Source organism: Flavobacterium tegetincola DSM 22377 (assembly GCF_000425485.1).
In the GTDB taxonomy this organism is placed as follows: domain Bacteria; phylum Bacteroidota; class Bacteroidia; order Flavobacteriales; family Flavobacteriaceae; genus Flavobacterium; species Flavobacterium tegetincola.
In genome coordinates this window covers 366,809-382,515 of record NZ_KE384383.1, presented here as the reverse complement: position 1 = coordinate 382,515, position 15,707 = coordinate 366,809, and the positions used below count along the sequence as shown (strand labels likewise).

The window sequence follows — 15,707 nt, the reverse complement described above, 5'->3', positions numbered from 1 at the left end:
CCCATTACATTTGATTTAAAATTATAAGCCATGGCGAAACGAGATTACATACAGCGACACTTACTAATTGCGAGAAGACTAAAAGCCAAGCCATCGACTTATGATGAAATTAAAGACTTTTTAATTCAAGAGCAGGAAGTAACAGGCGATAATTTCAGCATTTCAAAGCGCACACTTCAACGTGATTTTAAGGATATTAATTCTATTTATGGTATTGAAATTACATATAACAAGAAAGAACGTTGGTATGAAATCAGTGAAGAAGTGGAAGACAAACCGTTTGAACGCATTTTAGAAGCTTTTGAAACTTTGAGTGCCTTGAATTTTTCGAATCAAGTTTCAAGCAAATTAATTCTGGAAAAACGGGGTAACAAGGGAACCGAACACATCAACGGGTTGCTCTATGCCATTAACAATAATTTCGAAATCAACATTACACACCATAGCTTTTGGAAAAGAGCCCCGGAAGTGAGAACCCTCCACCCTATTGCGGTTAAAGAATCGCAAAACCGCTGGTATTTAATTGCATTTGATACCGTGAAAAAAGATTATAGAAATTTCGGACTGGATCGTATTACAAAGTTAGACATCACTTCCAAAAAATTTAAATCCATTACTTTTGATACAGAGAAAAATTACCAACATGCTTTTGGCGTGGAAACCTATGAACCCGCAACAAAAATCGTATTGACAGTTGACTTGTTTCAATCGAAATACATTAAGTCACTTCCTTTACACGGTTCCCAAAAAGTGATTTTTGAAGATGATAAAGTCTGTCGATTTGAATACTTCATGCATCCCACACACGATTTGATGATGGAAATTTTAAAATACGGAGAACTCGTCAAAGTCGAAGAACCATTAGGTTTCCAAACGGATATAAGAAATAAGATTAAGGCCATGACGCAATTATACAACTAACATGAACACATTTACTGCTATAGATTTTGAAACTGCTCAAGGCTACCGCTGGAGTATTTGCCAAATAGATTTAATTCGTGTTGAAAATGGCTTGATTACCAAAGAACTTAATATTTTGGTACAGCCACCTAACAACTATTATTGGCCTCAATTCACTGCAATCCACGGAATAAAAGCGAAAGACACCATTAATTCGCCTACCTTCAACCAGGTTTGGAACCAAATGGCGCCTTACATCGAAAATCAAAATGTCATCGCACATAATGGTTTTGCATTTGACTTTCCTGTGTTGAGTAAAACATTGGAGTACTACGGTAGGTCTGCACCTGAATACAATAAGTTTTGTACCTATAAAATTTATAAATCCAACTTAGCGAAATGTTGCCAAGAACACAACATTCCATTAAACCATCATGATGCTTTGAGTGATGCGAAGGCTTGTGCCGAATTAAATTTGAGGCATTTAAAAAATCTATAAATAATTTACACCTGCTATTTAGAATAGCAGTGATTTCCCAACCTTATCAATGCATTTTTGCGGTGATTAACACAAATAATCACCGCGAAATTTGATAATGCGGCAGTAAGAATATATATTTACCGCATTAATGCACTGATTATGTACATACATCAACAAAAAAATTGGCCTTCATTTACTTGGAATGCAGAAATCATTACTACCCTAGTTGGTTCGGTAAGACATCGTCAAGGTAGAATACTTGGTCAAATACAAACATTAGGTTTTGATATTCAAGAAGAAACGATGCTAAAAGCATTAACTATGGATGTATTAAAATCTAGTGAAATAGAAGGTGAATTACTGAATGCAGAACAGGTTCGTTCCTCAATTGCTAGACGTTTAGGGTTTGAAATTGCTGGTGCTCTGCGTGCTGAACGCGATGTAGAAGGAATTGTAGAAATGTTGCTTGATGCTACTCAAAAATATAATTTACCTCTAACTGCTGAGAGATTGTTTGATTGGCATGCTGCATTATTTCCAACAGGACGTAGTGGAATGTATAAAATAAAAACAGCTGCTTTGCGCGATGATATAATGCAAGTTACTTCTGGAGCAATGGGAAAAGAAATTACACATTTTGAAGCTCCCAATGCTTTAAAAGTTCCAAATGAAATGAAAGTATTTTTGGAATGGATGGAGCAAGAGATTGACCTTGATCCTGTTCTTAAAGCTGGCATTGCGCATTTATGGTTTGTAACTGTTCACCCTTTTGATGATGGAAATGGACGTATTGCAAGAGCCATTACAGATATGTTACTTGCAAGAGCCGATAAGAGTTCGCAACGGTTTTATTCAATGTCGGCACAAATTCAACTTGAACGAAATAAATATTATAACATATTAGAAAGCACTCAAAAAGGAGCACTAGACGTAACGGAATGGCTGGTATGGTTTTTAGATTGTTTAATGCGTTCTATGGATCAAACTGATGAAGTAATTGCAAAAACCATTGCTCGTGCTCAATTTTGGGAAATGCAAAAAGAAACTACATTTAATACACGACAACAAAAAATACTACAACTTCTATTAGATGATTTCTTTGGCAATCTAAATGTTTCTAAATATGCTAAAATTAACAAAACCTCAACCGATACAGCGCTTCGAGATTTACAAGACTTGGTTAAAAAAAATGTTTTAGATCAAATTGGTGCTGGTAGAAGTACTTCGTATCAACTGAAGTGATTCATAGAATTATAAAATCAAACGCTTGTACGGATTTGTATTTGCGATATAAATAGATAAGTATGAACTTTTCGATCTTCAGCCTTAAACTGTATAAGGGTGATTAAAAAGAAGACCGTGATTGCCTAATTTTAACTGATTAAATCTTTCTAATATTTTTTAACAGTGGCAAAAAAATCAGAAGCTTAAATCCAAATGACTTTCAAAGTGCTTTTGAAATTTTCTGTAGGTTGCTATTTAATAGAATGAAAAATACTAAAAATGTTTTGTGTCAAAATTTTTTTATATATTTTTTTTGACACAAAGTTGTGTCAAAAAATTTGAATTGATTTTTTTTGACACAACTTTGTGTCACTTTTTATTTTTTTAAACTTTTTGACACAGTTATTTTCAAATCGTACTATCGCGGTTGTAAACGGACTTAAAAAAAGAAATGAAATTAATTTCACAGCGACACACTTTGACGGCGTGTCGTTTTATTTTTGTGTCCTACTAAAAATCAAAGTCATGGAACAGAACCCAACCACCATTTTAAAAGCGTTAGAAAAAGTGCATTTCATTTCTGAAAAATCAAAGTTGGAATTAGTCGCCTTCACTGATGTAAATGACGAGTTGAAACAAATCACTACCTATTTTCAAATTAGCGACAAGCAAGGCATTCTTCTCGCGACATTTTTTAGCCTTTCCTGTTTGGAAGCTATAGAGCCATTTGAGGCTATTACATACTTAGGTATGAAGAAAATTGAATTTCTGCCGTTTGTAAATGATTTGCAAGTATTGGTAGATAAAAACATTTTAGAACGAACAACGAATCGGAATTTCATCAGAGAAGAGTATGCGGTAAGCAAGCATGTATTCGACTTTATAATTGAAAACCAACCAATTCCTACCCATTTAATTCAATTACAAACCAAGGTAGATACGTTTTACGAATTTTTGGGTGATATTGATAAATTGAGTATTAAGAAAGACAATGAAGAAATTGGTTACAATTATTTTGTCAGTCAGTTTAGCAAATTGCTAAGTAAAAACCGAAAATACAAACTCGTGAATTTTGCACTTGATCACTTAGAACTCATTGATTCCTTCATTTTCTTTGATGTAATTATCGACGTTATTAGTTGCGGAACAAATGATTTTAGTTCTAGCTTGGAAAGTACCGTAGGAGATTATACCGCTCGTAAATCGGATACGTTTCGATACGTTACCCAATTTTTAGAAGGAAAAACGAAACTGAATACGCTTGATTTGATTGAGAAAGATGCTTCGCAGTTTGCCAATAAACACCGCATCCAACTGACAGACAAAGCACTAAAACACTTGATTGAGATGGAAGGGATTGCCATTAGCAACGGTGGCCGCTTGAATAACAAATTACTGTATGCGGATAAAATTCAGAAAACGAATTTATACTACAATACTTCTGAACAAACGCACTTAGAACCGCTTTTAAAGAGTATGTCGCATCGTTCGTTTTTGGTTTTACAGCAACGTCTTCAGCAAAACAGTATGCCAACAGGTGTTACCGCGTTATTATACGGAGCTCCAGGAACTGGAAAAACAGAAACAGTGTATCAATTGGCTAAGAAGTACAACCGTCCCATCTTTAAAGTGGAAATAGCCGACACCAAATCGATGTGGTTTGGCGAAAGTCAGAAATTGGTTAAAAAAAATTTTACAGACTATCAAGCCTACAAGAAGCAAGAAAAGATTTGTCCCATTTTGCTGTTTAATGAAGCCGATGCCGTCATTGGAAAACGAAAAAGTGCAGGTTCGAGTTCCACTTCCGATACGGAGAATGCCATTCAAAATATATTGTTGGAAGAGTTGGAAAATTTTGACGGAATTATGTTTGCCACTTCTAATTTGATAAAAAACATCGACCCTGCTTTCGAAAGACGGTTTTTGTTTAAAATTCAATTTGATGCACCAAGTCCAGAGAATGCAGCAAAAATTTGGAAAGCGAAACTACCTATACTCACAAAAAAAGAATCCGAAACCTTAGCTTCAACATTCAATTTTTCAGGCGGCGAAATGGAAAACATTGCCCGAAAGTGCGTAATGGAAGAAGTCGTTTTAGGGAAAATCGTTGACTTTAAGTCCATCGTATCCTTCTGTGAAAACGAAAAATGGGGTACCAAAAATACATTTTCAAAAATAGGTTTCTAATTATAATCCATTAATTACTAAAAATATGAAATACATACTCACTCGAGACGTTCTTAAATCCGAATGCACATGGTTAAAACGCGATTTTTTAAAAGGAGAAATACTGCACTTATTTGATGGGGCAACTTACAATTGCATTAGTAAACGTGGATTTGCATTTACAGAAGAATTGGATACGCTGCCTTTTTTTGAAATTCCGCAAGATGCGGTGACTTCGTTGAGGTATGATGTGGATGGGAATGTTATTGGGCCTTTTGAGTCAAAATTAGGAGTTTAAAATAGTACTCATCTTTTAATAATTATTCAAATCATTCCGTAAACTCAAACTTCCTACTTTTCTAAAATAAAACAACACCTTGCCTAAAAACGTCATCACACGACGCCATCCAAAATACCTTTGAAGTATTAAAAAGGTATAATTATGAATTCAACTATTAAAGACAAAAAACAATTTATTTGTCATTCAGGTGGCGCGACTGGTGCCGATACATATTTTGAGAAAATTGGAGAAAACTATGGTGTTTTGACCAAAGCCTATTCTTACAAAACCGCTTCTCATAAGAGCAAAAACAAAGTAGAAATCAGCGAATCCGATTTTCTAGAAGGTATTCACAAAATAGAAATCGCCAAAAAAACTTTAAAACGAAAAACGTACAATAAGTTTATGCCTCTGCTATCACGCAATTGGCAACAAATAAAAAACTCAAATCAGGTCTTTGCTATTAGCGAAATTTGTAAAAGACACGGTTTAGAATACGTCACGGGCGGAACAGGTTGGGCGGTTCAAATGGCGATTGACAATAAAAAAGAAGTCTATGTTTTTGACCAAGAACAAGATGCTTGGTTTAAATGGTCTTATGGAAAATCAAAATTTAATGTTTTGAAAAAGATTCCTACGATTACTGAAACTAATTTTGCCGGAATTGGTACCCGGAAAATAAAAGAAAATGGTATTCAAGCCATTGAAGATTTATATGAAGCAAGTATAACAGATTATAAAATGAAGCAACTAATTATTGAATTAACCGAAAAGCAACACACTAAAATGATTGAGCATTTACAAAGAGGTACAACTTTAAACATTAACTCCGAAAGTTTCTCGGGTTTTGATATTCGATTGTGTTGTGTAGATGGAAATCTTTCTTCTTGGGTAGAAGTTGAGATGTTTGGAATGATTGATTTAGGCGAAGTCAATTGGGATATAAAAGAAAAAAATTAAAGAAGTTCAAAATGGTTACTTTTATAGCCAAGAAAAAATCAATTATATGTCCAAACAACGATTTATTAAACGGTATTCCTTGATTATAAATTTAGTCCGAAGAACTCCCGCCTCTTTTGAAATTATCAAAAAATACCTTCAAGAACAATCTCTACTTGAAGAAGATAATTTTGAAGTGGAACTGCGAACGTTTCAACGCGACCTCAAAGAAATAGAATCTTTATTTGGCATCAAAATTCGAAACAATCGTGCAAAAGGAGTTTATGAAATAATTGAAAATTCAGATGAAGACGCAGAAAAATACGACCGTTTGATGGAAAGTTTCGAAGTATTTAATATCCTAAATCTCTCCAATCAATTTGAGAAGGAAATCATCGTCGAAAAAAGAAAACCGCTTGGAATAGAACACATGTACAGCCTCTTGTCTGCAATTAAAAAAAAATATGAAGTACAGTTTACGCACGAAAAGTATTGGACAGAAGTTCCGCAAAGTCAATTCAAACAAGTGCAACCCATCGCACTAAAAGAAGCTCGTTTCCGCTGGTACTTAATTGCAAAAGACAAGAAAGACTCTATCATTAAAACTTTCAGTCTTGATCGAATCTCAGATTTACAAGTTCTTGAAACTACGTTTGTAGAAAACTCAAATTATGATGCGAAAACCGCTTTTCAACACAGTTTTGGAATCGTAACAAACGAAAATAAAATGCCCGAAAAGGTCATTTTATCATTTTCACACAAGCAAGGCAAATTTATAAAGTCCTTTCCACTGCATCATTCGCAAAAGGTGCTTGTGGATGATAAAAACGAATTTAGAATTGAATTGCTTTTACACCCTACTTACGACTTTGTTATGGAAATAATGTCGATCGGTTCTCACGTCAAAGTGCTGGAACCATTGACCTTAAAAGAAGAAATTAAAGAGCGACTAAAGCAAACTTTAAATCTTTACAACTAAGAATCTAGGTGATTCTCAAAATGGTTAAAGCCAATAACAAGTATAAACACCTTGTTTTTGACATTTTAATTGTAATGAATTTAGCATTAAAGAGGATTTTCATTTGCTTGATTTATAAAAAAACAAATATCTAGATGTCAAACTCCAGTTAATTTCGCCATTAGAAACTATTCGAGATGAATAGATCTTCAAAACCTCTTTCAAGCTTGCACAGAATTCTTCCGCACCATTCTCCACGATACATTTGTCCTCTAATGTAAATCGAAAAGAAGTAGCGCTATTCCTACTATTTTTACATCATACTGAAGATCTTAATTTAAATGACTTGCAATACTATAAAGTAGAACTCGCGGCATCCTACGCTACCTTCTAGAATCACATAGCAGTGCAAGGTCACTCACAACAAGTACTAAATTTAATAATTGATGCTGCACTCTTAAGTTGCATGCAAAATGTTTGCGTACGTTTTCCTGCGATTATTGTATATTGCATAAAAAATCCAAACTTTATGAAAGTCAGTTTATTATCTTGTGATGCACAACGTCCTGATAAAAGAGCCATTGCCAAATGTATTGCATCGGTTGCAATGGATGTGAGTGACTCATTGTGCACTGAAATTACCGAAATCCTTTTGGACGGCGATCCTGTGGAAATTGAATTAGACGATAAAAATGCCGCTTCCTCTTTACGAGATTTACGAAAATTAAACATCGAATACGAGATTGTAGAGTAGTTGAAATTAATTCAGAATTAATGCGTCAGCTTGAAAAAGCATTGACAAGTAAGTTGCATGTCTTTGTCAAAACCATGAACCTATTTTAGCGCTTCAATTTTATTTTTAGAAGTTTCAATTTTATTACCAAATAACTTTCTCTCTAATATTGTAATTTTTGCACCATAGAAATAATAATTAAAATTTATAAGTCGGTCGCACTAATTAATATAAGATCAATTTTTTTTTCGATTTTTTGCGTTTTCACAAAAACTGGAAGTGGATTCTAGAATTATAGATTCATTTTTTAGAAGAATTATTGCAGTACAAACTATTTGAGATTCGGAAAAAATAATGAAAAGTATAGAAAGTAGTTCGGATGAAGTTTCAATCCATAACTGAAGTAGCGCAATATAAGTTAATTGACCCAAACATTTAATTTAGAAATTAAAGGGAAGTTATTTTTCAATTCTACTAAACCAAAAAAGTTTCGATCGATTGCCTATCTTTGTAATTCGTAAAAAAAAATAATTATGAAAAAAATACTCATTTGCTTTGCACTTGCTTTAGCAACTCTTTCCTGCTCAGAAACACAAAAAACTGAATTTGCACCCGAAGCGTTAAGCAGTGTTTTAACCGCAACAGACCAAACTGAAACCACTTTTCAAGACGTAATTGACGCGAATAAAGGCAACGTAGTTGTCGTTGATGTTTGGGCTTCTTGGTGTTCCGATTGCATCAAAGGTTTTCCAAAATATAGGGAGTTACAAAAACAATTTCCAGACGTAAAATATGTATACGTTTCGATGGATAAAGAATATGATAAATGGCTCATTGGCATTGAAAAGCATGAATTAAAAGGAACTCATTTTTGGGTCAAAGAAGGCATGAAAGGCGCTTTTGGAAAAGCCATTAATTTAGACTGGATTCCCCGTTACATCGTTGTTGATAAAGATGGAACTGTGGCACATTACAATGCTATTGAAGCTGATGATGCAAAAATGATTGCTGTTCTTAAAAGTTTACAAAAATAACAATATAATAAGATTATAATGAGAGATAAAATTGTAGCCGGTAACTGGAAAATGCATAAAAATGCAGAAGAAACTGAAGATTTATTAAACGAATTGATTAACAAGTTACCAGCAGATGCTGCGGTACACATCATTGTAGCGCCAGCATTTGTAAATTTGGCTTCTGCCGTACAACATTTGGAATATACCAACATTAATGTTGCAGCTCAAAATATGCACCAAGCGGAAAGCGGTGCTTTCACAGGAGAAATTTCGGCAGCAATGCTAAACGGAATTGGCGTAACGAGCGTAATTTTAGGCCATTCTGAACGCCGCGCTTATTTTAATGAAACGCCTGAACTTCTAAAAAATAAAGTAGACACAGCATTAAAAAATAATCTATTGGTGATTTTTTGCTTCGGCGAAGAATTGAAAGACCGTCAAGCGAATAGTCACTTTGAATTGGTTGAAAAACAACTGAGTGAAAGTCTGTTTCATTTGCAAGAAAAAGATTGGGCAAACGTTATTCTAGCTTACGAACCGGTTTGGGCAATTGGAACTGGCGAAACGGCTTCTCCAGAACAAGCGCAAGAAATGCATGCTTTTATCCGTAAAACGGTAGAGGAAAAATTTGGACCTTCCGTTTCGCAACACGTAGCCATTTTGTACGGAGGAAGCGTAAAACCAGACAATGCCAAAGAAATTTTCTCTAAGCCTGACGTAGACGGCGGATTGATTGGTGGTGCAGCTTTAAAAGCAGATGACTTTGTAGCAATTGTTGAAGCTGCAGTTTAAAGAACTTCAAATTTAGTTTGTATTTCAAGCATTATATGAACTGTAGGTCATTACTATGTATTGATTTTAGTGTTAGAAAATAAAGAGTTTGTTCAAGCACTGTACCACTTTCTCCCCTACCTAAAATCTTTTCTTTAGTAAAAATTTTATAGCACAAAAAATCCCGTTTAAAACGGGATTTTTTTATTTTATATATCTAATTTCTTATCCACAATTCGATTCATATAATCTTGTATAAAAGATTTCACCTTGATTTCTAAAATTTCCATTTCCGGTGTTCGCTTTGAAATCAAATTATTGAGCATTCCTTTGTCGTCTTTGTCATAAAAGCCAACCACTTTTTTACCATCGAAAGTGCAAATGTAATTTCCACTCATGTATTGGTACAAATTAGCCGAAAATTTGATTACAAATGGCTCTTGACCTCCTTCATTTATCAAACTCCTTCCCCAACTTCTAAACGGTTTTTGGTATCCAATCATGTCCAAAATTGTTGGATATATATCAATTTGTTGGGCCCAATCGTCATTTACTCCTTTAAAACGTTCGTCTGCTGTATAAAACAATATTGGAACAGTGTTTCGCATGAACTCTTTGCGGTATTCATCGTAAAAAATAGTATTCGCATGATCGGCTACCAATACAAAAATGGTATTCTTGAACCAAGGTTCCTTTTCTGCTGCTGCAAAAAATTGGCGCAAAGCATAATCGCTGTATCCAATTCCTTCATGAATATTAACATCGCCTTTTGGAAATTTTCCCGCATATTTCTCCGGTACTTTGTAGGGCTCGTGCGAAGAAACCGAAAATAAAGTCGCCATAAAAGGCTGTGGTTTCTTATCCAAGACTGTTTTCATATAGTGGAAGAACGGTTCGTCCCAAATTCCCCAAACACCGTCAAAGTCAGCATCATTATTGTATTCCGTTTTTCCGTAATAATGCTCAATCCCCAAAATATTTCCAAAACCTAGAAAACCCATTGATCCATTTGGAGCACCGTGAAAGAAGCTGGTATCATACCCTTCCTCTTTTAAAACGGAAACCAAGGACTGCGTTTTTTGCTTGACAAATGCAGATGAGGTATACGCATCTTTAAATGAAGGAACACCTGCTAAAATAGACGACATTCCGTGAATCGATTTAAAACCATTTGCATACGCGTTGGTAAATATTAAACTGTGTTGGGCCAACGAATCTACAAAAGGAGTATACCCTTTAAAGCCTGGAATATTTTGATTTTTATTAAAACTTCCAAAGTATTCCCGACCGTTGCTTTCCATAATCAACACTACTACATTAGGTTTAGATGCGGGATTGTTATGGTATTCCTTTATGGGTTGCACATAGGTTTCAATGTCTTTGTCCGAAACCATGTACACATTCTTAAATGTATTGACGTTCAACGTTCTAATAATTGCAAATGGCGTATTGAGCACAAAATCACCTTGAGACACATTTGTCACATGTCTGTTGGCGTCAAGCAAGTTGATTGGACGCGTACTTTTCTTAAAATCACCTCGTATTCCTCCAATGGCTAATGTCACAATTCCTAAAAAAGCAACCGTCGAAAAAATAAAATATTTACCATGAATCATAGGGGTTTCAGGACGCACTTTTACCTTTTTATACAAATAAATCCAACCCGCACTTAACACAAAAAGCAACAGGAATACATGCCAATAATTGACCAAAAAGTTACTAAAAAGTACCATCTTATTCGACTCGTGCTCCAAAGAGTCCATTACAGCAAATGTGGTCCGCGAAAAAATAAATCGGTAGTAAATTAAATCTATGAAATTAGTACTCCAAATTGTAATATTGCATATAAAATAAACATAAAAGAGCATGTTTTGATAACTCCTTTTAGTATTAACTACGGCCGGAATGATCGACAAGATGATAAACAATCCGTTTGAGTACAAAATTGCAGTAGTATCAAAGGCTAAACCGTGGTAATAAAGTCTAAAAAACTCATATGTACTGCTGATATTCAGTAAACTTGCGTTATATATAAAAAAAAGCAAGCGAGCGAAAAAGTAAAAAACATACGCTAGTAAAAGCCTATATAACAAAACTTTATATTCATTTCCTCTAAAAATTTTTGGCATAACTTCTATCGATTTTTTATTCATGTAAAGGGTGCAAAATTACATCTTTCATAAGGAAAATCTAATAATAGCGCAAAATATTGTGCATGAAATAATTATTAATTAATTTGCATGCAACAAAAACAATAATGTACAATGGCTGCCATCACCCGATTATTCGACTTTCCGTACCACCAACAGCAGAAGCATAACATTCCCGATGCTTTGGTAACCAAAAAAAATGGTGAATGGATTAAAACTTCCACCGATGAATATATTTCATTAGCCAATACTTTTTCGCGCGGCTTGCTGCGAATGGGCGTGAAAAGAGACACCAAAATAGCCGTAATTTCATCGAACAATAGAACAGAGTGGCATATTCTGGATATAGGAATTCTTCAGCTCGGTGCTCAAAATGTACCCGTTTATCCTACCATTTCCGAAGAAGATTATGAGTATATATTGAATCATTCGGAGGCTGAATATTGCTTCGTTTCCGATACTACCGTTTTAGAAAAGGTAAATGCCATCCGAAAAAATATTCCAAATTTAAAAGAAGTATATTCTTTTGAAACAATTTCTGGTTGTAAAAATTGGCAGGAAGTCCTAGATTTGGGAAAAGATGAAAGCAATCAAGAAGAGGTTAATGCTGCTAAAGATGCCGTATCTGGAGAAGATTTGGCTACCATCATTTATACTTCCGGAACTACTGGCCGACCTAAAGGTGTAATGCTTTCGCATAAAAACATTGTTTCTGATGTATTAAACAGTGAAAAAAGAATTCCCTTTGAAGGCGGTAAAACCAAAGCCTTGAGTTTCTTACCAATTTGCCACATTTTTGAAAGAATGGTGGTTTACTTGTATCAGTATTATGGCGTGGGAATCTATTTTGCAGAATCCATTGATAAATTAAGTGACAACCTCAACGAAACCAAACCACATGTAATTACTGCGGTACCAAGGCTCTTAGAAAAAGTATATGATAAAATCTATGCAAAAGGAGCGGATTTAAGTGGTATTAAAAAAGCTTTGTTTTTCTGGGCGATTGATTTGGGACTGCGTTTTGAGCCTTACGGCAAAAACGGCTGGTGGTATGAAACTCAATTGAAATTAGCACGAAAGCTTATTTTCAGTAAGTGGAAAGCGGGCTTGGGTGGCAACTTGAATTTAATGGTTTCGGGAAGTGCGGCATTACAACCGCGTTTGAGTAGAATTTTTGCAGCTGCCGAAATTCCCGTAATGGAAGGCTACGGCTTGACAGAAACGTCTCCCGTAATTGCGGTAAACGATATGCGAAACCGTGGTTTCAAGGTGGGAACTGTTGGTAAAGTAATTGACAATGTAGAAGTAAAAATTGCCGAAGATGGCGAGATTCTTTGCAAGGGACCGAATGTGATGATGGGGTATTTCAAAGACCAAGAAAAAACAGACGAAGCAATTAAGGACGGTTATTTTCATACTGGAGATATCGGTGAAATTGATTCAGAAGGATTTTTAAAAATTACCGATCGTAAGAAAGAGATGTTCAAAACTTCCGGTGGAAAGTACATTGCACCTCAACTTATTGAAAACGCGATGAAACAATCGCGCTTTATTGGCGAAATTATGGTGGTTGGCGATGGCGAGAAAATGCCAGGTGCTTTTATTCAACCCGATTTTGAATTTGTAAAAAAATGGGCGAAGAAAAAAGGTTTAAATGTTGGTACAAATGAAGAATTGATTCAAAATGAAACCATCCAAAATCGATTTAAAGAGGAAGTGGACGAAATCAACAAGAAATTTGGACATTGGGAACAAATCAAACGCTTTGAATTGACACCCGATTTATGGACAGTAGACGGAGGTCAACTTACGCCAACGATGAAATTGAAACGTAAAATTATGATGGAAATTTATAAAGATTTATACGCAAAAATTTACACAAACTAAAAAATCAAAAACAAAATACAGTACACCGTTTATAAACTGATATTTCGGATACTGAAAACTGACAACAATAAATAAAAATGGAAAATTATAACTTTCAAAAAGATGTAGCAACGTATTGCGTAACGGCAGAAAGTTTCCCAGAAGGAATTGCAGCCGCACATGAACAACTTCAAGCATTACTGCCACAAAATGGCCGTCGTGATTATTTCGGGATATCGTATCCGGATCACAACGGTATCATAATCTATAAAGCAGCAGCCGAAATTATGGAGGGCGAAAGTATGCCTGGATTAGAAACTTTTGTCATCAAGAATGGACCGTACAATACTTTTTACATTTACAATTACGCCGAAAATCCGGACAGCATCCGACACGCTTTTTCGTTACTGTTGAAACAACATGAAGTAGATCCACACGGATATTGTCTTGAATGGTACATCAATGAAAATGACGTAAAATGTATGGTTCCCTTGGGAAAAGAATATCGGGAATTTACAGGATTGAATAAGGAATAAATACTAGTACGTCTAGTAAATCAATTACTTTTCTGTATTTTTTATAGTACAAAAAAGGAAGTAAATAGAATTCCTGTTTCTATTATAAATTCAGCTAATGTGTTGCATATAAGCATCATTTTAGCTGAATTTTTTTATACTAATATACTATTTCTATTTGCTAAATGAACGTAAATTGTACTCTGAATCTTATTTTTCTAAAAGAGGTTGTAAGACATTCCAAACGTTTGTAGCCAATATTTGGTGTCCTTCCTTTGTTGGGTGAATGCCATCCGATTGATTTAAAGTAGCGATACCTCCTACATTTTCAAGTAAAAATGGAACTAACTGCAACTTGTTTTTTTCTGCCAATGATGAAAACAAATTTTTAAATTCTGTAGTATATTTTTGACCCATGTTGGGAGGAAGTTGCATTCCGGCTATTATAATTTTAGACGTAGGATATTTGTTATGAACCGCATCTATTATAAACTGCAAATTATTTGTTGTCTCTTGCAACGGCACACCTCTCAAGCCGTCATTTGCACCTAATTCTAATACAAAGATGCTGGGTTCATCATTTAAAACCCATTCAATTCTGTTTTTACCGCCAGAAGTCGTTTCGCCACTTACACCAGAATTGACGACGGTGTAGTCCAAATCTAAAGCATCAATTTTACCCTGAATGATTCCTGGAAATGCTTCATCAACATCGTCTAAACCATAACCTGCAGTCAAACTATCTCCAAAAAATATAATTTTTTTTGCACTACTTGTGCTTGTTTCTTCTGCCGAATTTTCAGAAACTGCAGTTTGTGAAACACTTATTTTTTCTGAATTATCAGACTTGCAAGCCACTAACAAAAGCAATAAAAAAACGCGCGAAAGTTTTGTGAAAATCTTTAGAGTTGTAGTTGTGGTATTTAGTATCAATTGTTTATTTTTCGGAATAATCATGTTCTATAAAAAATTTAGTAAAGAATGTCAAATATATTAAAGATTAATGATTTAGAGAAAACTTATACCAGTGGTTCTAAAAAATTAACAGTAATTAGCAATATCTCTTTTGAAGTAGAAAAGGGTTGTATTTTCTCCATTGTAGGTCCTTCCGGAAGCGGAAAAACTACGTTATTGGGACTTTGTGCAGGTTTAGATTATCCCACATCAGGTAGTATTGAATTGTGTGGCACACGTTTAGAAGATTTGAATGAAGATGAACGTGCTGCTTTGCGAAACAAAGAAGTTGGTTTTATCTTTCAGAATTTTCAATTGTTGCCCACTTTAACTGCGTTAGAAAACGTGATTGTTCCGTTAGAATTACAAGGTGAAAAAAATGCAGCAAAATCTGGAATTGCTTTGTTAGAAAAAGTGGGACTGGGCGATCGTTTGCACCATTATCCGTCTCAATTATCCGGAGGCGAACAACAACGAGTGGCTTTGGCACGAGCCTTTTCAAACAAACCCTCAATTTTATTTGCAGATGAACCTACCGGAAATTTAGATGAGGAAACGGGCGAAAAAGTCATTCAGTTGCTTTTTGAGCTCAATAAGGAAGCGGGTACCACACTAGTAATTATCACCCACGATTTAGATTTAGCCAATCGAACGCAGCAAATTCTACGCTTAAAAGGTGGAAAAATTATCTCAAACGAAAAAACGACAACTGTTTAATGAATGCGACTACTCCAAAATTGAATTTCAAATGGCT

At 34.9% G+C, this 15,707-nt stretch carries 15 protein-coding genes; 13 read left to right on the top strand and 2 right to left on the bottom strand.

Annotated features, from left to right (window positions below):
* The first annotated feature begins 30 nt into the window (after positions 1-30).
* The 10 genes from H602_RS0111390 (at position 31) to tpiA (ending at position 9,489) form a co-directional block, all read left to right on the top strand.
* Positions 31-921 carry a helix-turn-helix transcriptional regulator gene (locus H602_RS0111390; RefSeq protein ID WP_026978110.1) on the top strand — a complete coding sequence of 297 codons (891 nt, stop codon included), beginning with the start codon at positions 31-33 and terminating at the stop codon, positions 919-921.
* A 1-nt stretch (position 922) separates the two neighbouring features.
* Positions 923-1,399 (top strand): 3'-5' exonuclease, encoded by a 477-nt coding sequence (locus H602_RS0111385; RefSeq protein ID WP_026978109.1) that lies wholly within the window; start codon positions 923-925, stop codon positions 1,397-1,399.
* 141 nt (positions 1,400-1,540) lie between these two features.
* A complete protein-coding gene (locus H602_RS0111380; RefSeq protein ID WP_035759470.1) occupies positions 1,541-2,623 on the top strand; it encodes a Fic family protein in 1,083 nt (360 codons plus the stop codon).
* A 507-nt stretch (positions 2,624-3,130) separates the two neighbouring features.
* Positions 3,131-4,792, top strand: coding sequence for an ATP-binding protein (locus tag H602_RS19400; protein ID WP_157505045.1), 1,662 nt, complete (start codon positions 3,131-3,133; stop codon positions 4,790-4,792).
* Between the two features lie 25 nt (positions 4,793-4,817).
* Positions 4,818-5,069, top strand: coding sequence for a hypothetical protein (locus H602_RS0111370; RefSeq protein WP_026978107.1), 252 nt, complete (start codon positions 4,818-4,820; stop codon positions 5,067-5,069).
* 144 nt (positions 5,070-5,213) lie between these two features.
* Positions 5,214-6,011 (top strand): hypothetical protein, encoded by a 798-nt coding sequence (locus H602_RS19395; RefSeq protein WP_026978106.1) that lies wholly within the window; start codon positions 5,214-5,216, stop codon positions 6,009-6,011.
* A gap of 46 nt (positions 6,012-6,057) precedes the next feature.
* Entirely contained in the window at positions 6,058-6,969 is a 912-nt protein-coding gene (locus H602_RS0111360; RefSeq protein ID WP_026978105.1) for a helix-turn-helix transcriptional regulator, read from the top strand.
* 508 nt (positions 6,970-7,477) lie between these two features.
* Positions 7,478-7,702: a hypothetical protein gene (locus H602_RS0111355; protein WP_026978104.1), complete on the top strand. Its 225-nt coding sequence runs from the start codon at positions 7,478-7,480 to the stop codon at positions 7,700-7,702.
* 512 nt (positions 7,703-8,214) lie between these two features.
* Entirely contained in the window at positions 8,215-8,715 is a 501-nt protein-coding gene (locus H602_RS0111350; protein ID WP_026978103.1) for a TlpA family protein disulfide reductase, read from the top strand.
* A gap of 18 nt (positions 8,716-8,733) precedes the next feature.
* Entirely contained in the window at positions 8,734-9,489 is a 756-nt protein-coding gene (gene tpiA, locus H602_RS0111345) for a triose-phosphate isomerase (RefSeq protein ID WP_026978102.1), read from the top strand.
* Between the two features lie 188 nt (positions 9,490-9,677).
* Here tpiA and H602_RS0111340 read toward each other — a convergent pair whose 3' ends face one another.
* On the bottom strand, positions 9,678-11,597 hold the full coding sequence (locus H602_RS0111340) for an LTA synthase family protein (RefSeq protein ID WP_026978101.1): 1,920 nt from the start codon (positions 11,595-11,597) through the stop codon (positions 9,678-9,680).
* Between the two features lie 135 nt (positions 11,598-11,732).
* Between H602_RS0111340 and H602_RS0111335 the strand changes: the two genes are divergently transcribed.
* Positions 11,733-13,505 (top strand): AMP-dependent synthetase/ligase, encoded by a 1,773-nt coding sequence (locus tag H602_RS0111335; protein WP_026978100.1) that lies wholly within the window; start codon positions 11,733-11,735, stop codon positions 13,503-13,505.
* A 77-nt stretch (positions 13,506-13,582) separates the two neighbouring features.
* Entirely contained in the window at positions 13,583-14,020 is a 438-nt protein-coding gene (locus H602_RS0111330) for a hypothetical protein (protein WP_026978099.1), read from the top strand.
* Between the two features lie 189 nt (positions 14,021-14,209).
* Here H602_RS0111330 and H602_RS0111325 read toward each other — a convergent pair whose 3' ends face one another.
* Positions 14,210-14,956, bottom strand: a complete 747-nt coding sequence (locus tag H602_RS0111325) for an arylesterase (RefSeq protein WP_026978098.1) — start codon at positions 14,954-14,956, stop codon at positions 14,210-14,212.
* A 24-nt stretch (positions 14,957-14,980) separates the two neighbouring features.
* On the opposite strand from H602_RS0111325, the gene H602_RS0111320 reads away from it, so the two are divergent.
* The gene (locus H602_RS0111320; protein ID WP_026978097.1) at positions 14,981-15,670 is read left to right on the top strand and encodes an ABC transporter ATP-binding protein; all 690 of its coding nucleotides are present in this window, start codon (positions 14,981-14,983) and stop codon (positions 15,668-15,670) included.
* The last annotated feature ends 37 nt before the right edge of the window (positions 15,671-15,707 follow it).

Coding starts and splice junctions, on each gene's coding strand:
- H602_RS0111320 (WP_026978097.1), top strand. CDS start 14,981: ATGTCAAATATATTAAAGATTAATGATTTAGAGAAAACTTATACCAGT.
- H602_RS0111355 (WP_026978104.1), top strand. CDS start 7,478: ATGAAAGTCAGTTTATTATCTTGTGATGCACAACGTCCTGATAAAAGA.
- H602_RS0111385 (WP_026978109.1), top strand. CDS start 923: ATGAACACATTTACTGCTATAGATTTTGAAACTGCTCAAGGCTACCGC.
- H602_RS0111340 (WP_026978101.1), bottom strand. CDS start 11,597: ATGCCAAAAATTTTTAGAGGAAATGAATATAAAGTTTTGTTATATAGG.
- tpiA (WP_026978102.1), top strand. CDS start 8,734: ATGAGAGATAAAATTGTAGCCGGTAACTGGAAAATGCATAAAAATGCA.
- H602_RS0111330 (WP_026978099.1), top strand. CDS start 13,583: ATGGAAAATTATAACTTTCAAAAAGATGTAGCAACGTATTGCGTAACG.
- H602_RS0111380 (WP_035759470.1), top strand. CDS start 1,541: ATGTACATACATCAACAAAAAAATTGGCCTTCATTTACTTGGAATGCA.
- H602_RS19400 (WP_157505045.1), top strand. CDS start 3,131: ATGGAACAGAACCCAACCACCATTTTAAAAGCGTTAGAAAAAGTGCAT.
- H602_RS0111325 (WP_026978098.1), bottom strand. CDS start 14,956: ATGATTATTCCGAAAAATAAACAATTGATACTAAATACCACAACTACA.
- H602_RS0111360 (WP_026978105.1), top strand. CDS start 6,058: ATGTCCAAACAACGATTTATTAAACGGTATTCCTTGATTATAAATTTA.
- H602_RS19395 (WP_026978106.1), top strand. CDS start 5,214: ATGAATTCAACTATTAAAGACAAAAAACAATTTATTTGTCATTCAGGT.
- H602_RS0111390 (WP_026978110.1), top strand. CDS start 31: ATGGCGAAACGAGATTACATACAGCGACACTTACTAATTGCGAGAAGA.
- H602_RS0111370 (WP_026978107.1), top strand. CDS start 4,818: ATGAAATACATACTCACTCGAGACGTTCTTAAATCCGAATGCACATGG.
- H602_RS0111350 (WP_026978103.1), top strand. CDS start 8,215: ATGAAAAAAATACTCATTTGCTTTGCACTTGCTTTAGCAACTCTTTCC.
- H602_RS0111335 (WP_026978100.1), top strand. CDS start 11,733: ATGGCTGCCATCACCCGATTATTCGACTTTCCGTACCACCAACAGCAG.